21 protein-coding genes and 1 pseudogene are annotated in these 21,227 nt (G+C 72.8%); 17 read left to right on the top strand and 5 right to left on the bottom strand.

Annotated elements, in window-relative coordinates:
- The first annotated feature begins 443 nt into the window (after window positions 1–443).
- The 12 genes and pseudogenes from ACFYM0_RS23130 to ACFYM0_RS23075 all read left to right on the top strand — a co-directional run.
- Window positions 444–2,426, top strand: coding sequence for an AAA family ATPase (locus tag ACFYM0_RS23130; RefSeq protein WP_388504234.1), 1,983 nt, complete (start codon window positions 444–446; stop codon window positions 2,424–2,426).
- Between the two features lie 152 nt (window positions 2,427–2,578).
- Window positions 2,579–3,694: an alanine dehydrogenase gene (gene ald, locus ACFYM0_RS23125; protein WP_388504231.1), complete on the top strand. Its 1,116-nt coding sequence runs from the start codon at window positions 2,579–2,581 to the stop codon at window positions 3,692–3,694.
- A gap of 449 nt (window positions 3,695–4,143) precedes the next feature.
- Window positions 4,144–5,181, top strand: a complete 1,038-nt coding sequence (locus ACFYM0_RS23120) for a ParA family protein (protein ID WP_266958946.1) — start codon at window positions 4,144–4,146, stop codon at window positions 5,179–5,181.
- Window positions 5,166–5,657: a hypothetical protein gene (locus tag ACFYM0_RS23115; RefSeq protein ID WP_266876780.1), complete on the top strand. Its 492-nt coding sequence runs from the start codon at window positions 5,166–5,168 to the stop codon at window positions 5,655–5,657. Before ACFYM0_RS23120 ends, ACFYM0_RS23115 begins: the two co-directional genes overlap by 16 nt.
- Window positions 5,658–5,939: 282 nt before the next feature.
- Entirely contained in the window at window positions 5,940–6,923 is a 984-nt protein-coding gene (locus ACFYM0_RS23110; protein ID WP_388504227.1) for a segregation and condensation protein A, read from the top strand.
- Window positions 6,920–7,552: an SMC-Scp complex subunit ScpB gene (gene scpB, locus ACFYM0_RS23105; RefSeq protein ID WP_243340993.1), complete on the top strand. Its 633-nt coding sequence runs from the start codon at window positions 6,920–6,922 to the stop codon at window positions 7,550–7,552. Before ACFYM0_RS23110 ends, scpB begins: the two co-directional genes overlap by 4 nt.
- Window positions 7,552–9,099 (top strand): pseudouridine synthase, encoded by a 1,548-nt coding sequence (locus ACFYM0_RS23100; protein ID WP_388504224.1) that lies wholly within the window; start codon window positions 7,552–7,554, stop codon window positions 9,097–9,099. Before scpB ends, ACFYM0_RS23100 begins: the two co-directional genes overlap by 1 nt.
- A gap of 122 nt (window positions 9,100–9,221) precedes the next feature.
- Complete coding sequence (gene pnuC / locus ACFYM0_RS23095; protein WP_327252016.1) at window positions 9,222–9,830, top strand: nicotinamide riboside transporter PnuC; 609 nt, start codon at window positions 9,222–9,224, stop codon at window positions 9,828–9,830.
- Window positions 9,827–10,945 carry an AAA family ATPase gene (locus ACFYM0_RS23090; protein ID WP_388504221.1) on the top strand — a complete coding sequence of 373 codons (1,119 nt, stop codon included), beginning with the start codon at window positions 9,827–9,829 and terminating at the stop codon, window positions 10,943–10,945. Before pnuC ends, ACFYM0_RS23090 begins: the two co-directional genes overlap by 4 nt.
- Window positions 10,942–11,730: an NUDIX domain-containing protein gene (locus ACFYM0_RS23085; protein WP_388504218.1), complete on the top strand. Its 789-nt coding sequence runs from the start codon at window positions 10,942–10,944 to the stop codon at window positions 11,728–11,730. Before ACFYM0_RS23090 ends, ACFYM0_RS23085 begins: the two co-directional genes overlap by 4 nt.
- Window positions 11,727–12,755: an ADP-ribosylglycohydrolase family protein gene (locus ACFYM0_RS23080; RefSeq protein ID WP_388504215.1), complete on the top strand. Its 1,029-nt coding sequence runs from the start codon at window positions 11,727–11,729 to the stop codon at window positions 12,753–12,755. The genes ACFYM0_RS23085 and ACFYM0_RS23080 overlap by 4 nt, the downstream gene beginning before the upstream one ends.
- Before the next feature lie 3 nt (window positions 12,756–12,758).
- A pseudogene (locus ACFYM0_RS23075) lies at window positions 12,759–12,932 on the top strand (DNA polymerase beta superfamily protein); the annotation flags it as partial.
- A 99-nt stretch (window positions 12,933–13,031) separates the two neighbouring features.
- Here the strand turns inward: ACFYM0_RS23075 and ACFYM0_RS23070 are convergent.
- The 3 genes from ACFYM0_RS23070 to ACFYM0_RS23060 all read right to left on the bottom strand — a co-directional run bounded on the left by ACFYM0_RS23070 (window position 13,032) and on the right by ACFYM0_RS23060 (window position 14,676).
- Window positions 13,032–13,751, bottom strand: coding sequence for a DNA polymerase beta superfamily protein (locus tag ACFYM0_RS23070; RefSeq protein WP_388504213.1), 720 nt, complete (start codon window positions 13,749–13,751; stop codon window positions 13,032–13,034).
- A gap of 28 nt (window positions 13,752–13,779) precedes the next feature.
- Window positions 13,780–14,250 (bottom strand): Rieske (2Fe-2S) protein, encoded by a 471-nt coding sequence (locus ACFYM0_RS23065; protein ID WP_388504211.1) that lies wholly within the window; start codon window positions 14,248–14,250, stop codon window positions 13,780–13,782.
- 84 nt (window positions 14,251–14,334) lie between these two features.
- Complete coding sequence (locus ACFYM0_RS23060; RefSeq protein WP_388504209.1) at window positions 14,335–14,676, bottom strand: DUF952 domain-containing protein; 342 nt, start codon at window positions 14,674–14,676, stop codon at window positions 14,335–14,337.
- 136 nt (window positions 14,677–14,812) lie between these two features.
- Here ACFYM0_RS23060 and ACFYM0_RS23055 point away from each other — a divergent pair, with 136 nt between their 5' ends.
- The 5 genes from ACFYM0_RS23055 to der all read left to right on the top strand — a co-directional run bounded on the left by ACFYM0_RS23055 (window position 14,813) and on the right by der (window position 19,596).
- Entirely contained in the window at window positions 14,813–15,253 is a 441-nt protein-coding gene (locus ACFYM0_RS23055) for a YidB family protein (protein ID WP_388504207.1), read from the top strand.
- Window positions 15,254–15,397: 144 nt separating this feature from the next.
- Window positions 15,398–16,486, top strand: a complete 1,089-nt coding sequence (locus ACFYM0_RS23050) for a prephenate dehydrogenase (RefSeq protein ID WP_327252006.1) — start codon at window positions 15,398–15,400, stop codon at window positions 16,484–16,486.
- Between the two features lie 222 nt (window positions 16,487–16,708).
- Entirely contained in the window at window positions 16,709–17,416 is a 708-nt protein-coding gene (gene cmk / locus ACFYM0_RS23045; RefSeq protein ID WP_327252005.1) for a (d)CMP kinase, read from the top strand.
- Window positions 17,371–18,060 carry a lysophospholipid acyltransferase family protein gene (locus tag ACFYM0_RS23040; RefSeq protein WP_388504203.1) on the top strand — a complete coding sequence of 230 codons (690 nt, stop codon included), beginning with the start codon at window positions 17,371–17,373 and terminating at the stop codon, window positions 18,058–18,060. The genes cmk and ACFYM0_RS23040 overlap by 46 nt, the downstream gene beginning before the upstream one ends.
- 75 nt (window positions 18,061–18,135) lie before the next feature.
- Window positions 18,136–19,596, top strand: a complete 1,461-nt coding sequence (der, locus tag ACFYM0_RS23035; protein WP_388504200.1) for a ribosome biogenesis GTPase Der — start codon at window positions 18,136–18,138, stop codon at window positions 19,594–19,596.
- Window positions 19,597–19,651: 55 nt separating this feature from the next.
- Here der and ACFYM0_RS23030 read toward each other — a convergent pair whose 3' ends face one another.
- Together ACFYM0_RS23030 and ACFYM0_RS23025 are read right to left on the bottom strand one after the other, a co-directional pair.
- Window positions 19,652–20,086: a hypothetical protein gene (locus ACFYM0_RS23030; RefSeq protein WP_388504198.1), complete on the bottom strand. Its 435-nt coding sequence runs from the start codon at window positions 20,084–20,086 to the stop codon at window positions 19,652–19,654.
- Window positions 20,087–20,337: 251 nt separating this feature from the next.
- Entirely contained in the window at window positions 20,338–21,135 is a 798-nt protein-coding gene (locus tag ACFYM0_RS23025; protein ID WP_388504195.1) for a hypothetical protein, read from the bottom strand.
- Window positions 21,136–21,227 lie beyond the last annotated feature (92 nt).

Below are 21,227 nucleotides of genomic sequence, written 5' to 3'. Positions count from 1 at the left end.
CCCCGGGGCTGCGCCCCGGACCCGTTGCCGCGTGCGGCGCCGTTGCCGGGGGCCGGCCCCCGGACCCCCGCTCCTCAAACGCCGGAGGGGCTGGACACATCCAGCCTCGCCGGCGTTTGAGGCGCGGGTCCGGGCGGAGCCCGGGGAACGGGGGAAGGGCGGGTAGGGGAGCCAGCCCCGCAGGGCCGCACCCGGCCGCACCCGCCCGCCGGACCCCGCGCCGGGACGGCGGTGGCGGGCACCCCGCCGGGCCACCGGCGGGCGGAGTCCGGCGCGGCGGGGCGAAGCCGGCCAGGGCCGCCAGGGCCGCACCGCGCGAGCGGCGCGTTAAAAAACAGCCCATCCGCTGATCCGATCGGGCGATTTGTCCGCCGCGCTCCACCCTGTCCGTCGCTCTGTGTGAACTACGCTCGCAATCCGAAGGCAGCGAGAGGAGCGGATCCGTGACGGATTTCGTCGGGCGGCGGCGTGAGCTCAAGGAGCTCCGCGAGGACATCGCGCGAACCGGGCTCGACACCCTCTCCGGCCGCAAGGCCAAGGCCCCGCGCGCCCGGGTGCTCCTCGTCGCCGGCCGCCCGGGCTCCGGCCGGACCGCCCTCGCCGAAGCGCTGGTCCGGGAGATCGCCGACGACTATCCCGACGGGGTGCTGAAGGTCCGCCTCACCGCCCCCACGGGGGAGACCGTCGCCACGGAGCGTGCCGTGCGCACCCTCCTGGAGGGGCTCGGGCAGCCCACCCCGCCCGGCGCCGCCGAGGACGACCTCAGCTCCGCCCTGCGCACGGCCCTGGCCGGCCGCCGCATGGTGCTCCTCGTCGACGACGCCTCCGATCCGCACCAGGTCGACGCCCTGCTGCCGGACACCCCCGAGTGCCTGGTCGTGGTCACCGCCGAGGGCCCCCTGACCGGGATTCCGGATGTCCGCCCCTGCACCCTGGGCGGCCTCGACACCCCCTCGGCCGTCCGCATGCTCGTCCACCGCATCGGCGACATCCGCGTCGCCAACGACCCGCGCGCGGCCGAAGCCCTCGCCGAGGAGTGCGGCGGCCAGCCCGCAGCGCTCGCCCTGGCAGGCGGCTGGCTCGCCGCGCGCCCCAAGGCCTCCGTGGCGGACGTGGGCAAGCAGCTGCACGATATGCCCGCCGCTGTCGGCGGCCCGCTGGCCAAGGCCTTCAGGCTCGTCTACGAATCCCTCCCGCAGCCCGCCCAGCGAACCCTTCGGCTGCTTCCGCTTGCCCCGGCGGGCCTCGTCGACTCCCACGTGGCCTCCGCCCTCGCGGGCTGCTCCGTGGCCGCCGCGCAGTCGACCCTGGAGGACTTCGCCGCGCTGGGCCTGCTCAGGCCCGCCCACGACGGGCTGTACCTGCTGCCCGGCTGCCTCGCGCCGCTGCTCCAGGCCCTGCTGGAGGCCAAGGAGCGGCCCGCCGAGGTCCAGCTCGCGCGGGCCCGGATGCTGGAGCGCACCGTACGGCTGCTCCTGTCCTGCCGGGCGATGGCGGAGCCCGACGAAGACGGGCCCGGCGGCGCCGTCGGGGCGCCCGAGAAGCTCGACGGGGTGCCGCGCGCGCTGCGCTTCGCCGACCGGCGGGCGGCGGAGACCTGGCTGGACACCCGGCTGCCCGCCCTGCTGGCCGCCGCCTCGCTGGCCGTGGCCGACGGGGAGCTGGACACCCTGGCGCGCAGGTTCGTGGCGGCGCTCGCGCGTGCGCTGTCCGAGCACCGCGGCACCGCCGGGGCCGCGCCCGAGCTGTACGGGCTGCACCGGCTCGTGCTGGACGTGGCCGAGCGGCGCGATCTGCACCGGGAACAGGCCGCCGCGCTGCTGAACCTGGCCGATCTGGACGCCGAGACCGGCCGGACGCGGGAGGCGCTGGACCGGTACCGGGCCGCGCTGGACGCGGGAAAGGCGGCGAATGACCCGTACGCGTCGGGCCGCGCGATGGAATCCGTAGGCGGTGCGCACCAGGAGCTGGGCGACTGGCACCGGGCCTCCGACTGGTTCGGCCGGGCCCTGTCCCATGCCCTCGCCCGGGGGGAGCGCGCGGACGAGGCGCGGCTGTACGGACGGCTGGGCAACGTACACACGTACGCGGGCCGGTACGGGGACGCGCTGCGGAGCTGGCGGGCGGCCTCGGCCGGCTACCGGAAGCTGGCCGATGTCCCGGGCCAGGCAAAGGCGTTGAGCGAGATGGCGCGGATCCAGGAGTACGCGGGGCGGCCCGAGGAATCGCTGCACACCTGCCGCGAGGCGGTGGAGCTCGCCCGGAAGGCCGGGGACCTGCGGCTTCAGGCCGCGCTCCAGGTGCGGCTGGCGGACACGCTGGACCGGCTCGGCGATCCCGCGGCTGCCAGGCTGCACAGGTCCGCGGCCGACAGATTGCTGGGAGATGACCCCGCAGCCTGCGAAATCCGCAGCGTTTCCGACTGAGATTATTGGTTTGCAAGGCTAGACAGCCGCTCATCCTTCATTAGACTGGCTTCACCAGGTCATCCTCTGGTGCATCCCGTTGCGCGTTCTTGTGGACGGGTTTGTATTGAAGTAGCCCGAAACATCCCCTGAGCCAAGGACCGTGAGCCACGATGAAGGTCGGCATCCCCCGCGAGGTCAAGAACAACGAGTTCCGGGTCGCCATCACGCCTGCCGGCGTGCATGAGCTGGTCCGCAACGGCCACCAGGTCTTCGTCGAGCAGAACGCCGGTGTGGGCTCCTCGATCACGGACGCGGAGTACGTGTCCGCAGGCGCCGAGATCCTCGGTACCGCCGACGAGGTCTGGGCGACCGCCGACCTGCTGCTGAAGGTCAAGGAGCCCATCGCGGAGGAGTACCACCGCCTCCGCAAGGACCAGACCCTCTTCACCTACCTGCACCTCGCGGCCTCCCGCGAGTGCACGGACGCCCTGCTCGAGTCCGGCACCACCGCCATCGCGTACGAGACGGTCGAGACGGCGAACCGCGCCCTTCCGCTGCTCGCCCCGATGTCCGAGGTCGCGGGCCGCCTGGCCCCGCAGGTCGGCGCCTACCACCTGATGCGCTCGGTCGGCGGCCGCGGCGTGCTCCCCGGCGGCGTCCCCGGCACCCACGCCGGCGAGTGCGTGGTCATCGGCGGCGGCGTCTCCGGCTGGAACGCCGTGCAGATCGCCGTCGGCATGGGCTTCCACGTGACCCTGCTGGACCGCGACATCAACAAGCTCCGCGAGGCCGACAAGATCTTCGGCACGAAGATCAAGACGATCGTCTCCAACGCCTTCGAGCTGGAGAAGGCCGTCGTCGAGGCCGACCTCGTCATCGGCGCGGTGCTGATCCCGGGTGCGAAGGCCCCGAAGCTGGTCACCAACGAGCTCGTCGCCAAGATGAAGCCCGGAAGTGTCCTTGTCGACATTGCGATCGACCAGGGCGGCTGCTTCGAGGACTCCCGCGCGACCACTCACGCCGAGCCGACCTTCCAGGTCCACAACTCGGTCTTCTACTGCGTCGCCAACATGCCGGGCGCGGTGCCGAACACCTCCACCTATGCCCTGACCAACGCCACGCTGCCCTACATCGTGCAGCTCGCGAACCTCGGCTGGGTCGAGGCGCTGCGTCGTGACCCGGCGCTCGCGCTGGGCCTCAACACCCATGACGGCCAGGTCGTTTACCGTGAGGTCGCCGAGGCCCACGGTCTCGAGACCCTCGAGCTGAGCACGCTGCTCGGCTGATTCGTCAACGACTGACGTCAATCTCACGTATCCGGCCGGACCTTGCTCGCGAGGTCCGGCCGGAGGCGTTCCCGGGGTCCCCGGCGAGGCCGCTCAACTCGCCTCGAACGTAACCCTTTAACCCTTTCGCACACCCGCGAAACTTCCCGGCGACAGCTCGTACGCCCTTGACAGAGTGGTGTTCGGTTGCCGACACATCGCGGTGGGTCCGGCGGATTGTGTTGCCGCTGAGTGGTGACACGCCATAGAGTCGCCAACCGTCGGCATGGTGCCACGCTGACCTATCGATAAGTGTCCTGGTCACGTCCGAGGAGGTAAGACGACTTGTGAATGAGTCGACATTTGCTCCTGGAGGTGGTCGAGCAGGAGGGCCTGCGCGGGGCCAGGGTCCTGCCGGAATCGAAGCCGTGGGATCCGTAGCGGTCCGCACCTTCGCAAACCACCAGCACATGACGACGCCCCAAAAGAGCATGGACGGCCTAGACGTGAACTCCAGGGCCGGCGACCTGAGCGGCGACAAGCCCGTGGGTTTCGCCGACTACGAACAGGTGCCCGAAGGGCATTTCTACGACCCGGACGCGGAGTACGAGCCCGACCCCGAGTACGCGGCCACTCTCGCCCCCGACGCTGCACGTCAGCGCCGTGAGCGGATCGGCCCGACCGGACGGCCGCTGCCGTACTTCCCGATCCCCGGTCCGCTGACCGATCACGGTCCGGCGACCATCATCGCGATGTGCAACCAGAAGGGCGGCGTGGGCAAGACCACGTCGACCATCAACCTGGGTGCGGCGCTCGCGGAGTACGGGCGGCGGGTGCTGCTCGTCGACTTCGACCCGCAGGGCGCGCTGTCGGTCGGCCTCGGGGTCAACCCGATGGAACTCGACCTGACGGTCTACAACCTGCTCATGGAGCGGGGCATGTCGGCCGACGAGGTGCTGCTGAAGACGGCGGTCCCCAACATGGACCTGCTGCCGAGCAACATCGACCTGTCGGCCGCCGAAGTGCAGTTGGTCAGCGAGGTCGCGCGCGAGTCGACGCTGCAGCGGGCCCTGAAGCCCCTGCTGCCCGACTACGACTACATCGTGATCGACTGTCAGCCCTCGCTCGGTCTGCTGACCGTGAACGCCCTGACGGCGGCTCACAAGGTCATCGTGCCGCTGGAGTGCGAGTTCTTCGCGCTGCGCGGTGTGGCGCTGCTGACCGAGACCATCGAGAAGGTGCAGGAGCGGCTCAACCCGGAGCTGGAGCTCGACGGCATCCTCGCCACGATGTACGACTCCCGTACGGTGCACAGCCGTGAGGTGCTGGCGCGCGTCGTCGAGGCCTTCGACGACCACGTCTACCACACGGTCATCGGCCGCACGGTGCGGTTCCCGGAGACCACGGTCGCCGGCGAGCCGATCACCACGTACGCCTCCAACTCCGTCGGTGCCGCCGCCTATCGCCAGCTGGCCAGGGAGGTGCTCGCCCGGTGTCCCGCCGAGTGAGTCTGCCCGGAGCCGACGAACTGTTCCGTACGACCGGGGGGATGGCGCTGACCTCCTCCTCGCCGAACTCGGCGCGGGGCGTGGAGCACGCGGCTTCGGCCGCGGAGGGCACGGCGGGAGAGGGCCGCAGCCGGGAGGCTGAAGCCGGTACGGAGCCGGGCGTCGGCCCGCAGCGGAGGCCGCAGGAAGGTTCCGGTAACGCCGTCCCCGCCCCCACCCCCGGTCGGGGCAAGGGGCAGGGCCGGGGTGCGAACCGGCGGCCCAGCGGGCGCGAGCGGCACGACGAGAAGATCACGGTCTACGTCTCCGCCGAGGAGCTCATGGACCTGGAACACGCGCGGCTGGTGCTGCGCGGGGAGCACGGGCTCGCGGTCGACCGGGGCCGGATCGTGCGGGAGGCCGTCGCGGTGGTGCTGGCCGACCTGGAGTCCCGCGGTGACGCGAGCATCCTGGTTCGCCGGCTGCGGGGGCGCTGAGCCCCTGCGGGGGCTGGGCGGGCTTGTCCCGTCGGCTTCCGCAGGCCGCGCCGCGTGCGGTGCCGTGGCCGGGCGGGCCCTGCGGGGCGGAGTCCCCCACCCGCCCTTCCACCGTTCCCCGGGCTCTGCCCGGACCCCGGTCCTGAAACGCCGGACGGCTGAAAAGACTCGAGCGCCGCTCGGAGTCCCCGGTGCTTCGGCGCGGTGCTGCGTGGGAGGCTTAGGGGCTCGGGCTCCGGCCCCTGTCCGTCAGCCGTTCGTTCCGTACCACCCTGGACCGCGATGCCCCCTCCCGCCGAACCCGGCCTGCCGCCCCGCCGCTCGTTGGGCCGCGGCCCGGGTGCTCCCGTAGCGGCCTGGGAGACCCCTGGGGATCCCGAGGGACCCGGGGAGGCCGAGGAGCCCGTAGCGGCTCCTGTGGCGGCCCCTGCGGCCCTGCCCGAGGGCGAAGCCGTGCCGGAGCCCGTCGGGGACGGGCGGTTCACCGTGCGGCTCGAGAACTTCGAGGGGCCCTTCGATCTCCTGCTGCAGTTGATCTCCCGGCACAAGCTCGACGTCACCGAGGTGGCGCTGTCGGAGGTCACCAACGAGTTCATGGCGTACATCCGTGCGATGGGGCCCGACTGGGACCTCGACCAGACGACCGAGTTCCTCGTCGTCGCCGCCACCCTGCTCGACCTGAAGGCGGCCCGGCTGCTGCCCGTCGCCGAGGTGGAGGACGAGGCGGACCTCGCGCTGCTGGAGGCCCGGGACCTCTTGTTCGCGCGGCTGCTGCAGTACCGGGCGTACAAGCGGATCGCCGAGATCTTCCAGGACCGGGCCGAGACCGAGGGCAAGCGCTACCCGCGCACCGTGGGGCTGGAGCCCCACCTCGCCGAGCTGCTCCCCGAGGTGGTCATCAGCATCGGGGGCGAGGGGCTGGCGCGGCTCGCGGTCAAGGCCATGCAGCCCCGGGCGAAGCCGCAGGTGTACGTGGACCACATCCACGCGCCCCTCGTGAGCGTCCGGGAGCAGGCCGGGCTGGTCGTCGCGCTGCTCAAGGCCAGGGGCGAGGCCACCTTCCAGGAGCTCACCGAGGACGCGGCGGACACCCTGACCGTCGTGGCGCGCTTCCTGGCCCTCCTGGAGCTCTACCGGGAGAAGGCGGTGGTCCTGGACCAGGAGGAGGCCCTGACGACGCTCACGGTGCGCTGGAGCGGCGGGGACGGGGACGGCATGCCGACGGTGACGGACGAGTTCGACCAGATCGTGGAGGTCAAGGAATGAGCGACGTGACGACCCCCGTGGCCGGGCTGGCGCTGAAGCCGGCCCTGGAGGCCGTCCTCATGGTCGTGGACGAGCCGGCGACCGAGGCGCACCTGGCCAAGGTGCTGGAGCGGACCCCCCGCGAGGTCGCGCGGGCGCTGCGCGAGCTGGTGGACGAGTACGAGGTCCAGGGCCGCGGATTCGAATTGCGGCTCGTCGCCGGGGGCTGGCGGTTCTACAGCCGGGCGGACTACGCGCCGGCGGTGGAGGCCTTCGTCCTCGACGGCCAGCAGGCCCGTCTCACCCAGGCGGCTCTGGAGACCATGGCCGTCGTCGCGTACCGCCAGCCGGTCAGCCGGTCGCGGGTCTCGGCGGTGCGCGGAGTCAACTGCGACGGGGTCATGCGCACCCTCCTCCAGCGGGGTCTGGTGGAGGAGGCGGGGACGGAACCCGAAACAGGTGCGATCCTGTACAGGACGACGAACTACTTTCTGGAGCGGATGGGCCTGCGTGGCCTGGACGAGCTCCCGGAGCTCGCGCCCTTCCTCCCCGAGGCGGACGCGATCGAAGCCGAGACGCAAGAGGGTGTTCCGTCGTTCGATCCGGACTCTCCGGATACCGATGAAGACGACAAGACGACGGAACTTTGATGCGAAGCAGCGGCAACGGCAACGGTGGCGGCAACAGGAACAGCGGCGGCGGTGGTGGCGGGCGCGGTAGCTCCCCCCGCGGCGGCTCCTCCAGCGGCGGCGGTGGTGGCTACCGCGGTGGCGGCAGCGGCTCGGGCGGTGGCTCGCGCGGCGGCAGCTCGGGCGGTGGCTACCAGGGTGGCGGCTCCCGCGGTGGCTCCTCCGGTGGCGGCTACCAGGGTGGCGGCAGCGGCTCGGGCGGTGGCTCGCGCGGCGGCAGCTCGGGCGGCAGCTCGGGCGGTGGCTACCAGGGTGGCGGCTCCCGTGGCGGCTCCTCGGGCGGCGGCTACCAGGGTGGCGGCTCGCGCGGCGGCAGCTCGGGCGGTGGCTACCAGGGTGGCGGCTCCCGCGGCGGCTCCTCCGGTGGCGGCTACCAGGGTGGCGGCTCCTCCGGCGGCTACCAGGGCGGCAGCTCCGACCGTGACCGCGAGCAGGCCCCCCGCATCCGCAACCCCCGCCCCGAGGAGCGTCGCTACGACGTGGGCCCCGAGGGCGAGCGCAACGGCCGCGGCGGTGCCAAGGCGGGCGGCGGCGGTGCCCGCGGCGCGGCCGACGGCAACCGCGGTGGCGGTGCACGCGGCGCTGCGGCCCGCGGTGGCGCCAAGGGCGGCCCGAAGGTCTCCCGTACCCCGGGCATCGGCGGCGCCGGCGGCCCGCGCATCGGCCCCGGCTCCCGCAGCGGCCAGTCCAAGCCGCGCGAGCTGGAGGCGCGGATCGAGGAGCGCGTGCGCGACCGGTACGCCGACAAGCCCGTGATCAAGACCCCGAAGACCTTCCCGGGTGCCGAGGAGGAGGGTGAGCGCCTGCAGAAGGTGCTCGCCCGTGCCGGCATGGGCTCGCGCCGTGCGTGCGAGGAGCTCATCGAGCAGGCGCGCGTGGAGGTCAACGGCGAGATCGTCCTGGAGCAGGGCAAGCGCGTGAAGCCCTCGGACGAGATCAAGGTGGACGGCCTGACCGTCGCCACCCAGTCGTACCTGTTCTTCGCGCTGAACAAGCCGGCCGGCGTCGTCTCCACGATGGAGGACCCGGACGGCCGCCAGTGCCTCGGCGACTACGTCACCAACCGTGAGACGCGTCTCTTCCACGTCGGCCGGCTCGACACCGAGACCGAGGGCATCATCCTGCTCACCAACCACGGTGAGCTGGCCCACCGCCTCACGCACCCGAAGTACGGGGTGAAGAAGACCTACGTCGCCGCGATCACCGGTCCGCTGCCGCGCGACATCGGCAAGCGCCTCAAGGACGGCATCGAGCTGGAGGACGGGTACGCCCGCGCCGACCACTTCCGCGTCGTCGACCAGCTCGGCAAGAACTACCTGGTCGAGGTGACCCTCCACGAGGGCCGCAAGCACATCGTCCGCCGCATGCTGGCCGAGGCCGGCTTCCCGGTCGAGAAGCTCGTGCGGACCTCCTTCGGCCCGATCGAGCTCGGCGACCAGAAGTCCGGCTGGCTGCGCCGCCTGACCAACACCGAGGTCGGCATGCTCATGCGCGAGGTCGGTCTGTAGGACCCCGGCCTCCTGAAGGCCTCCAGAACCCGCGGTGCCCTCGGGCGCCGCGGGTTTTTTGGTTGTGCCGGGCCCCGGAACCTGTTTATAGTCAACCTGACTATAAAGAGATGGGGGGCGTCATGGGATGGCAGACGAGCTGGACCGAGATCCTCGGGTTCGTCACGGGTGCCGTGTGCGTGTGGCTGGTCGCCCGGCAGCACATCGCCAACTGGCCGATCGGCATCGCCAACAACGTCTTCTTCATCGTGCTCTTCGCCCAGGCCGGCCTCTACGCCGACGCCGGGCTGCAGATCGTCTTCATCGCCCTCGCCGCGTACGGCTGGTGGTCCTGGACCCACGGGGGTGGCCCGGGCACCACCACGGCCCTGCCGGTGCGCCGCACCACGGCCGCCGAGTGGACCGTGCTGGCCGCGGCGGGGGCGGTGGGGGTGCTCGGCCTGACCCTGCTGCTGAGCCGGGCCACCGACTCCACCGTCCCGTTCTGGGACGCGGCCACGACCGGGCTCTCGCTCGCGGCCACGTACGGGCAGTGCCGCAAGCTCCTCGAGTCCTGGTGGCTGTGGATCGCCGCAGACCTCGTGTACATCCCGCTGTACGCCTACAAGGGCCTGTACCTGACCTCCGTGCTCTACGTCGGCTTCCTCGCCCTGTGCGTGGCCGGACTCCTCGGCTGGCGCCGGGCGCTCCCGGCGGAAGGCGCCCGCGCGGTACGGCAGGTGACGGCATGAAGCGCCACGGCCACGGCCTCGTCCTCGGCAAGTTCTATCCGCCGCACGCCGGCCACCACCACCTGGTGCGCACCGCGCAGGACCAGTGCGAGCGGCTGACCGTACTGGTCTGCGCGGCCTCCGTGGAGTCCGTACCGCTCGCCGACCGGGTCGCCTGGATGCGCGAGGCGCACCCGGGGGCCGAGGTGGTCGGCGCCGTCGACGACATCCCGGTCGACCTTCTCGACCCGGCCGTCTGGGAGGCGCACATGGCGGTCTTCCGGCGCGCGGTGCGCCGCCCGGTCGACGCCGTCTTCACCTCCGAGGCCTACGGGACCGAGCTCGCGCGGCGGTTCGGCGCAGAGGAGGTCTGCGTGGACCCGGACCGCACCCTCTTCCCGGTGTCCGGTACGGCCGTACGGGCCGACCCCGTCGGGAACTGGGAGTTCCTGGGGCCCGCCGTACGGGCGGCACTGACCCGGCGGATCGTCGTACTCGGCGCCGAGTCCACCGGCACGACCACGCTGTCGCGGGCCCTGGCCGAGCACTGGCGGCGGCGCGACGGGGTGTGGGCGAAGACGGGCTGGGTCGCCGAGTACGGCCGGCAGTACAGCGAGGAGCGGCTGGCGGCGGCGCGCGCGGCGGACCCGGCGGCGACCTGGGCCGACGTGAGCTTCACCTCGGTGGAGTTCCCGGTCATCGCGCGGCGGCAGGACGAGGAGGAGGAGCGGGCGGCCCGGCTGGGATCTCCCGTGCTCTTCTGCGATACGGACTCCTTCGCCACGGGGATCTGGCACGAGCGGTACATGGGCGGGCGCAGTGCGGAGGTCGAGCGGATCGCCGCCGGGACGCGGCGGGACCTGTACCTGCTCACCGACCACGCGGACGTGCCCTTCGAGGACGACGGGCTGCGCGACGGAGCGGAGCTCCGGCCGTGGATGACCGGGCGGTTCCTGGAGGAGCTGGAACGGACCGGGAAGCGCTACCTGGTGGTCCGCGGGGACCGCGAGGCGCGGCTGGCGGCGGCGGTGGCCGCCGTCGACGGACTCCTGGCGGAGGGCTGGCGGTTCGCGGATCCGCTGCCGGAGAGGGTGGCGGAGCGAGTGGCCGAGCCGGCGGGGGAGCGGGGCCGATGAGTGACACCGGACCTGGACCGGTACCCGGGCACGGACCCGGAGGCGGGCACGGATACGACCCGCACGCCTTCGCCCCCTTCGCGGTGACCGTCGACCTCGCCGTCTTCACCGTGCGCGGCGGGACCCTGCACGTGCTGCTGATCCGGCGCGGGCAGCAACCGTACGCGGGCGCCTGGGCCCTGCCGGGCGGCTTCCTGCTGCCCCGGGAGTCCGCGGAAGCGGCCGCCCGGCGCGAACTGGCCGAGGAGACCGGACTGTCGGCGCGGGTGATCGACGCCCTGCACCTGGACCAGCTGCGCACCTACAGCGAACCGGACCGGGACCCCCGCATGCGCGTGGTCTCCGTGGCCTTCACCGCGCTCGTCCCCGATCTGCCGGAACCGGTGGCCGGCGGCGGCGGAGACGCGGACCGCGCCCGCTGGGTGCCGGTGGGGGAGGCCTGCGCGCCGGACTTCGGACTGGCCTTCGACCACGAGGAGATCCTCGCGGACGCCCGATCCCGCATCGGCTCGAAGCTCGAGTACAGCTGCCTGGCCACCGCCTTCTGCCCGCCCGAGTTCACCCTCGGCGAGCTCCAGGCCGTCTACGAGACCGTCTGGGACACCGCCCTGGACCGGCCCAACTTCCGCCGCAAGGTCCTGGCCACGCCCGGCTTCGTCGAGGCAGTGCCCGGAGCCGCCCGGCTCACCGGCGGCCGCGGCAAACCGGCCGCCCTCTACCGGCCCGGCCCCGCCAACACCCTGCACCCGCCCCTGCTGCGCCCTTCGGAAGGACACACGCGATGACGACGACGGCGACGAACACGAAGCGGGCCGCCACCGGCTCCCTGATCGGACTGGCGCTCGGAGACGCCCTCGGCTTCCCCACCGAGTTCAACGACGTGCCCGGGATCCTCGCGAAGACCGGCCCGTGGCGGCAGATGGACCTGCCCCGGCCGGCGATCGTCACGGACGACACCCAGATGACGCTGGCCCTCGCCCGGGGCATGCGGACCGCCGCGGAGCGGGGCCGGGTGGGCCCGCTGCGCCTCGCGCGGCCGGTCCGGGAGGAGTTCGTCGACTGGTACCACTCCCCGGAGAACAACCGGGCCCCGGGCAACACCTGCCTGAAGGCCTGCAGCCTCCTCGACCGCCCCGAACGGGACTGGCGCGACGCCAGCCAGCTCGGCTCCAAGGGCTGCGGGGCGAACATGCGGGTGGCTCCCGTCGGGCTGGTGCCGGGCTGGACGGAGGAGGAGCGGGCCGGCGCGGCCCAGCTCCAGTCGGCCCTGACCCACGGCCACCCCACGGCCCTGGCCGCCTCCGACCTCACGGCGCGGGCGGTGTTCCTGCTGGCGCAGGGCACGGAGGTGACCGGCCTGGTCGGGCGGCTGCGCTCGTACGCCCTGGAGAACCGCACCCGCTACCACGAGCGCTGGCTCGGCGACCTCTGGACGCGCACGGCCTCCGACGCCTCGGCCGAGTCCTTCATGGCGCGCGGCTGGGACGAGTGCCTGGAGGTCCTGGACCGCCTCGCGGCGGCCCTGCGCACCCCGTCCCCGGAAACGGACCCCTGCCTGACGACCGGCGAGGGCTGGATCGCCGAGGAGGCTCTGGCCACCGCTCTCCAGTGCTTCCTCCTCTTCCCCGAGGAACCGCTCCTGGCCTTGCGCCGCGCGGCCTGCACGGCGGGCGACTCCGACTCCATCGCCTGCCTGGCCGGCGCCTTCGCGGGCGCCCACCTCGGCGCGGACGCGTGGCCCCGCGACTGGGAGGGCCGCATCGAATACCGCGCCGAACTCCTGTCCTTCGGCGCCCTCTGGGACGCGTGAACGATGCCGGTCGCCATGGACACCGACCTCGGTGCCGTCGTCGCGGAGCAGCCGGACCCGCTGCTCTTCGCCACGCTCTCGGGCGCCCACCTGTACGGGTTCCCCTCCAAGGACTCCGGCGTCGCCCTGCGGGGAGCGCACCTCCTGCCGGCCGCCGGAACAGGACTTCGAGGCCCTGCACGGGGTCCTGGAGGCGGCGCGGGGCGCTTCTCGGCTGCCGGAGCACGCGGACGCGTTCGAGGCGCTCGACGAGTTCGTCGTACGGCGCCGGGCGCGTTAGGCCTGCGCGGACGCCCGGCGGGTGCGCAGGAGGAAGTCCTCGATCCGGGGGAGGTCCGGGGATTCGGGGAGGGGGGTCTTCGCGAGGGCGGTTTCGGTTTCCTCGGCCAGGCGGGTCATCCAGCCGTCGATCTCCTCCCAGGTGAGTTCGCCGTGGCGGACCGCGAGGAGGCCGTCGCGGTAGGGGGTCGCGTCGATGGCCAGGCGGCCCGTGCGCAGCAGGTCGCGGCAGGACAGGAGCAGGCGCAGCAGGTGCATGGCGTGCTTCCAGCGCGGGGCGCCGTGGTTGCGGAGGTCGCCGAGGAGTTTGCCGCGCTGGGAGACGGCGTACCGGCTGAAGGTGGTGTGGGCCCGGCGGGAGAGGAACGCCTCGCGGAGCGAGAGCAGTTCCTCTCCGACCGGGGTGACGTCCTCCACGAGGGGGGAGTGGAGGACCTCCAGGATGTTCGGGTTGGCGCGCAGCGCGAGTTCGCAGAAGCGCTCCAGCTCCCACGAGAACTCCTCGTCCCGGGGCCCGTCCACGTGCGCCGGCGGCTTCTCGAAGCGCCAGAACAGCGGCGTCGGGGCGAGGTAGACACCGCGCCGGTCGGTGTCGCTCGCCTCCGTCGCCAGGCCGAACGCCCTCGAACCCATCACGCACGAGTAGACCGTGTGGTCCCTGACCAGGGTGATTCCGGTCGGGTCGGGCGTGGGTTCGATCTGTTCGGCCTCGTTCATGCCGCGAGGCTAGTGCTGCGCCGTCGGGCTAGGCGAGCGAGATTTCGCCCGCCGGGGAGACGGTGATCTTCTTCTCCTCCAGCGGTTTGGCGGCCGGTCCCTTGGCCACCGCACCGTCCTCAACCTTGAACTTGCTGCCGTGGCACGGGCAGTTGATGGTGCCGGCCTCCACCTTGTTCACGAGGCAGCCCTGGTGGGGGCAGACCGCCGTGAAGCAACGGAAGGAGCCCGCCGTCGGCTGGGTGACGACCAGCTGTTCGTCCTTGAGGACCGTGCCGCCGCCGACGGGCACCTCCGAGGACTTGAGCAGGGCCTTGGCGTTCCCGGCCGGAGCCGAGGACGAGGCGGACGCGGAGTCCTGGGCCGTGGGGGCGCTGCCGCCCTCGGACGCCGGCTTGGTTGCGTCGGCTCCGCCGCAGGCGGTCAGCGCGCCGCCTGCCAGGACGCTCGCACCGGCCGCCAGTACCGTGCGCCGGGCGGCGCGGGTGGGGTCGCTCATGAACTTCTCCTCGGGTGATCGCCGGGATGGCGAGAGGCATCCTGGCGTGTGAAGGGCGTCAGCAACACCCCGCCACACCTTGGCTCAGCCCTCCGGCGGCCAGGGAACGAGTTCCCCCGCCCCGCCGGGGGCCCGTACGACCTCCCACACGCGGACCACGGCCTCCCGGTTCAACGGTCCGTGGACGTGCGGGTAGCGGATGCCCGTTTCACCCTCCCGGCGGACCTCGGACGTGAGGGCGCGCTCGTCGAGTTCCACGGCGAGCAGGGTCCCCGGTACGCCGCCGTAGTGCGAGGCTGCGATCGCCAGCGCCGTCGCCGGATCCCCCGAACAGTGCACGAAACCCTCGGAATCGAGGGAGGCCGGGGCGTACGGGCTCGCGGGATCGGTGGTCCAGTCGGCGAGCGGTACGAGGTGGAAGATCATGCCGATCGTTCTACCGCAGTCGGTGCGCGGCTCTGCGCCAAGTGGCAGACGCGCCCGAGTTGGGTGACATTGTCCGTATCTCGAAGCCGGGTACGCCGATTTCCGCGTGCCCGGTCCCTCTTCGAAAGGCATCACCATGGCGGGCAACGACCTCGGCTCCCTTCTCGGCGGCCTTCTCGGCGGCAGCGGCGGACAGGGCGGCGGTGGCGGCAACATCCTCGGCTCCCTCCTCGGCGCTCTCATGGGCGGCGGTGGCGCCGGCGGGGCCCAGGCGGCCGGAGGCGCGGGGAACAACCCGCTCGGCGGGCTGCTGGACATGCTGACCAAGTCGGGTCTGACCGACCAGGCCCAGTCCTGGGTCGGCACCGGCGAGAACCAGCCGGTCAGCGGCGCGGAGATCGCCAAGGCGCTGCCCGACGAGACCCTGGCCAAGGTCGCCGAGCAGGCGGGCGTCACCCCGCAGGCCGCCGCCGACCAGATCGCCCTGGCGCTCCCGCAGGCCGTGGACAAGCTGACCCCCAGCGGCTCGGTCCCGAGCGGCTCGCTGGAGGACATCATCAAGCAGCAGGGCCTCTGAGCGACCCCGGTCCTTCCGAGGACGGTTCCCGAGGGCCCGGCGTCCCGTCCCAGCGGACGGGACGCCGGGTCCTCGCGCCGTTCCCGCTGGCTACCCTGAGGCAGGCACCGCCGTCACACCCCCCGTACCCCTGGAGAGCGCCCCGTGAGAACCGCCGTCGTCATCGGAACCGGACTGATCGGCACCTCGGCGGCGCTCGCCCTCGCCGCCCGCGGCATCGCCGTCCACCTGTCCGACCGGGACCAGGGGCAGGCCCGTACGGCCGCCGCGCTGGGCGCCGGCACGGAGGAGCCCTACCAGGGCAAGGCCGACCTCGCGGTCATCGCCGTACCGCCCGCCCACGTGGCCGCCGCGCTCGCCGACGCCATAGGCCGGGACCTGGCCCGCGCCTACGTGGACGTGGCCAGTGTCAAGGGCGGCCCGCGCCGGGAGCTGGACGCGCTCGGCGTGGACACCAAGGCGTACATCGGCACCCACCCCATGGCGGGCAAGGAGCAGTCCGGACCGCTCGCGGCCTCCGCCGACCTCTTCGAGGGCCGGCCCTGGGTGCTCACGCCGACCCGGGAGACCGACCACGAGGTGCTGAACCTGGCACTGGAACTGGTGGCCCTGTGCCGGGCCGTCCCCGTGGTCATGGACGCCGACGCGCACGACAGGGCCGTCGCGCTCGTCTCCCACACCCCGCAGCTCGTCTCCAGCATGGTCGCGGCCCGGCTGGAGGAGGCCGACGAGACCGCGGTGCGGCTGTGCGGACAGGGCATCCGCGACGTCACCCGGATCGCCGCCTCCGACCCCCGGATGTGGGTGGAGATCCTCTCGGCCAACCCGGGACCCGTGGCGGACGTGCTCTCCGGGATCGCCGCCGACCTCGAGGAGACCGTGGAGGCCCTGCGGGGCCTGCAGTCGGCCGACGAGGCCAAGCGCCGGGACGGGGCGGCCGGCATCGAGGACGTACTGCGCCGCGGCAACGCGGGCCGGGTCCGGGTGCCGGGCAAGCACGGGGCCGCGCCGGCGGTCTACGAGACCGTGGCCGTCCTCATCTCCGACCAGCCGGGCGAGCTCGCCCGGATCTTCGCCGACGCGGGCCGGGCCGGGGTCAACATCGAGGACGTGCGGATCGAGCACGCGACGGGGCAGCAGGCGGGCCTGGTCCAGCTGATGGTCGAACCCCGGGCCGTGGCCGGCCTCCAGGCCGAGCTGCGCGAACGCGGCTGGGCCCTGCGCCAGCAGTAGCGCGCCGCCGCGGGGCACCCGCCGCGGGGCACCCGCCCCGGGACCGGGCCCCTTCGCCCGCCCCGGGGCCGTGCCGCGCCTGCTCCGCGTCCGCCCTTCCACCCGCCCTTCCTCCCGCCCGCCGACGCCCCGGCGGGCGGCGGCGAAAAGCCCGGTAACCTGGAGGAGGGGCGCTATTGGCGCGCCCGGACACGTACGCGCAACCAGGAAGGTGCCCGCACCGTGGAAACCGCAGCTCCGACCGCCGTGATCGTCGCCATCGACGGTCCCTCCGGCACGGGCAAGTCCAGCACTTCCAAGGCCGTGGCCGCCAAGCTCGGGCTGCGCTACCTGGACACCGGTGCCCAGTACCGGGCCATCACCTGGTGGATGATCACCAACGGCATCGACATCGACGACCCGCAGGCCATCGCCCTCGCGGCGGGCAAGCCCGTCATCGTGTCCGGTACCGATCCGTCCGCCCCGACCATCACCGTCGACGGCCAGGACGCCTCCGGCCCGATCCGGACCCAGGAGGTCACCTCCAAGGTCAGCGCCGTGAGCGCCGTCCCCGAGGTGCGCACCCTGATCACCGAGCTCCAGCGCTCCATCGCCGCCGAGGCCGCCGACGAGGCCGACGGCATCGTCGTCGAGGGCCGGGACATCGGTACCACCGTGCTGCCCGACGCCGACCTGAAGGTCTTCCTCACCGCTTCCGCCGAGGCCCGCGCGGCCCGTCGCAGCGGCGAGCTCCGGGGCAAGGAGGCCACGGACCTCGCGGCCACCAAGGAGGCGCTGATCAAGCGCGACGCCGCCGACTCCGGCCGCAAGACCTCCCCGCTGGCCAAGGCCGGCGACGCGGTCGAGGTGGACACCACCGAGCTCACGCTCGACCGGGTCATCGAATGCGTGGTCACCCTGGTGGAAGAGAAGCGGGCGGGGCGCTCGTGAGCGATACGCCCTCCCTCAAGGGTGCGGCGGTCGGCCGGAGGATCGGCATCGGGCTCATGTACGGCCTCTGGAAGCCGCGCGTGCTGGGAGCCTGGAAGGTCCCCGCATCCGGCCCCGTCATCCTGGCCGTGAACCACTCGCACAACATCGACGGCCCCATGGTCATGGGAACCGCCCCGAGGCCGCTGCACTTCCTGATCAAGAAGGAAGCGTACGTCGGTCCGCTCGGCCCCTTCCTGGAAGGGATCGGGCAGGTCAAGGTGGACCGTTCCGGCGCCGACCGGGGAGCGATCAGCCGCGCGCTGGGCGTCCTGGAGAGCGGCGGGGCCCTGGGGATCTTCCCCGAGGGAACCCGGGGCGAGGGCGACTTCGCCTCGCTGCGCGCGGGCCTCGCGTACTTCGCGGTCCGCTCCGGCGCCCCCATCGTGCCGGTCGCCGTCCTCGGCACCACCGAGCGCTCCGGCCGCGTCGTCAAGGCGCTGCCGCGGCTGGGGAGCAGGGTCGACATCGTCTTCGGCGATGCCTTCGACGCCGGGGACGGCAGTGGCCGCCGTACCCGTACCGCGCTGGACCAGGCCACCGTACGCATCCAGGACCGGCTGACCGCCCACCTGGCCGACGCCAAGCGCCTCACCGGGCGCTGAGCGAGACTTGACCTAGTAGTGGAACCGCGCTGCGCGGGCCCCACCGATCACCACGAACGACGAGGAACGGACTTCATGAACGACCAGCAAGACCACGGAGCACTTGGCGATGCCGAGTACGCGGAGTTCATGGAGCTCGCCGCGGAAGAGGGCTTCGACATCGAGGACGTCGAGGGCGCGCTCCAGGAAGCCGGCCACGGCCCGCTCCCGGTCCTCGCCGTCGTCGGCCGCCCGAACGTCGGCAAGTCGACCCTGGTGAACCGGATCATCGGCCGCCGCGAGGCGGTCGTCGAGGACAAGCCCGGCGTCACCCGCGACCGCGTCACCTACGAGGCCGAGTGGGCCGGCCGCCGGTTCAAGGTCGTCGACACCGGCGGCTGGGAGCAGGACGTCCTCGGCATCGACGCCTCCGTCGCCGCCCAGGCCGAATACGCCATCGAGGCCTGCGACGCGGTCGTCTTCGTCGTGGACGCCAAGGTCGGCGCCACCGACACAGACGAGGCCGTCGTCCGCCTGCTGCGCAAGGCCGGCAAGCCCGTCGTCCTGTGCGCCAACAAGGTCGACGGCCAGAGCGGCGAGTCCGACGCGGCCTCGCTGTGGTCGCTGGGCCTCGGCTACCCGCACCCGGTCTCCTCCCTGCACGGCCGCGGCACCGGCGACATGCTCGACGCCGTCCTTGAGGCCCTGCCCGAGGCGCCCGAGCAGACCTTCGGCACCGCCGTCGGCGGTCCGCGCCGGATCGCGCTCATCGGCCGCCCGAACGTCGGCAAGTCCTCCCTCCTGAACAAGGTGGCCAAGGAGGACCGTGTCGTCGTCAACGAGATGGCCGGCACCACCCGCGACCCGGTCGACGAGCTGATCCAGCTCGGCGGGGTCACCTGGAAGTTCATCGACACCGCGGGTATCCGCAAGAAGGTCCACCTCCAGCAGGGCGCGGACTACTACGCCTCGCTGCGCACGGCCGCCGCCGTGGAGAAGGCGGAGGTCGCGGTCATCCTGATCGACACGACCGAGCAGATCTCCGTGCAGGACCAGCGCATCATCACGATGGCCGTCGAGGCGGGCCGCGCGATCGTGATCGCGTACAACAAGTGGGACGACCTCGACGAGGAGCGCCGCTACTACCTCGAGCGCGAGATCGAGACCGAGATGCAGCAGGTCGCCTGGGCGCCCCGGGTGAACGTCTCCGCGCTCACCGGCCGCCACATGGAGAAGCTGGTCCCGGCGATCGAGACCGCGCTCGCCGGCTGGGAGACGCGCATCCCGACCGGCCGTCTGAACGCCTTCCTCGGCGAGGTCGTCGCCGCCCACCCGCACCCGATCCGTGGCGGCAAGCAGCCGCGCATCCTGTTCGGCACGCAGGCGGGCAGCAAGCCGCCGCGGTTCGTCCTCTTCGCCTCGGGCTTCCTGGAGCACGGCTACCGCCGCTTCATCGAGCGCCGCCTGCGCGAGGAGTTCGGTTTCGAGGGGACCCCGATCCACATCTCGGTCCGCGTCCGCGAGAAGCGCGGTGCGCAGCACAAGCGCAAGATGTAGCGGCCCCTCCAGGGCTGTGGCCCTTCCGAAGGGCCGTGGGGACCGCCGGGGCTAGTCAGTAGCCCCGGCGCGGAGCGGGCGGCAGGGCCGCCGGGATGTGCTGCATCCCGGTCTGGTGCTGCCGCCCGTTCGCGTACCCGGCGCCGGCGGTGGCGTACGAGTACTGCGGCTGCGGAGCGGGGGAAGGCTGCCAGGCGTCCGCCGGCTGCCCCGCGTGCTGTCCCGTCGGCTGCCATGAGGAACCGTTCCAGCCACTCCCGTAGGAGCTCGCGGAGCCCGCGGCGGACCCGCTGCCGTACGCGCCCGCGCCGCTGCCGTACGCGCCGCTGTAGGAGCCCCCGTACGAGAACGCCGTGAAGCCGAGGTCCTCCTCGCCCGTGCGGTCGCCGGGCAGGGCCCGGAAGGCGCGCAGGTACTCCGAGTACAGCGTGTCGTAGATGGGCGTGTGCGAGGCGGTGGGAGAGCTCCCCAGCTCCCGTACGGGGCGCATCGGGGGGACGCTGCTCGGATAGGACGGGGCGCGGGAGACATCGTAGGAATGCACGTATCAGCCAACGAAACCGGCGGCCCACGGATGCGGGGTGGCGGGGCGGAAAACGCAGATCGCCGGGGGTGCGCGGGACGGACCGCGCACCCCCGGCGCACGCCGCCCGGCCCCCTGGGCGGGGGTCGGACGGCCGTCTCGGGGACGGAAGACAGAGCGGCGAGCGGGAGCCCGGGGACGCTCCGGGAGCCGGGGCCTCAGGCGCCCGGGGTACCCGCCAGCGGCATCGAGGCGGCGACCAGCTTGCCGTTGCGGGCGGCCTTGTCCAGGGCGTCGCGCAGCAGGTCCTCGCGGGGCTGCTGGCCGATGGTGCCGACGGGGGCCGCGTACACCAGGACGCGCTGCGTCTTGTTGACGGCGGCCCGCCAGCCGTCGGTGACCGACAGCGGGCGGTGCGCCTGCCACCAGGCGATCTGGCCGGGCTGGAGCACCGAGTGCAGCTGGCCCGCGGCGAGCAGGATCGACCAGCCGGTCAGGGCCTGCGGGACCTCCTCGGTGTCGGTCATGGGGATGAAGCCCTGCTCGATGAGGAGCGGCAGGAAGTCGTCGCCGGGACCGGTGGTGCCGGGGCGCGCGATGGGCGCGGTCGGCTCCACCACGAGGGCGGGGTGCAGTTCCCCGTTGATCAGGATCAGGCCGCTGGTGATGCCGAGGACGGCCTGGCCGCCGGGCACTGACTGCGGCTCGTCACCGGCGGGGGAGGCCGCCGGGGCGGGGCTGTCGCCCGTGATGGAGCGGACGGCGCCCTGGAGGTCCGCCTCGGGCACGGAGACGACCTGCGAGGGGATGCACCCGGCGTGCGCGAAGGCCAGGACGGCCGTCTCGTCGCCGACGAACAGCACCGTGCTGGTCTGCTCGCGCTCGGAGTCGCCGGGGGTGCGGCAGGAAGTGCAGTCGTAGCTGCCCGGGGATCCGTCGCCTGCGAGCAGCCGCTCGGCCTCCTCGTCGCCGATCTCGGCACGTACCTCATCACTGACTTCGAGCATGCGCGGCACGGGGTGGCTCCTCGGACTAGGCGTGCGGGGCCGGGGGGTTCCGGCTCGCCGGGCTCAACGGGGGAGTGGCGGCCGGGGTCACGCCGTTTGAG

Source organism: Streptomyces sp. NPDC006487 (assembly GCF_042870555.1).
Taxonomy (GTDB): Bacteria; Actinomycetota; Actinomycetes; order Streptomycetales; family Streptomycetaceae; genus Streptomyces.
The sequence above is the reverse complement of the archived record's forward strand: the minus strand, read 5'-3'. Positions and strand labels throughout refer to the sequence as shown.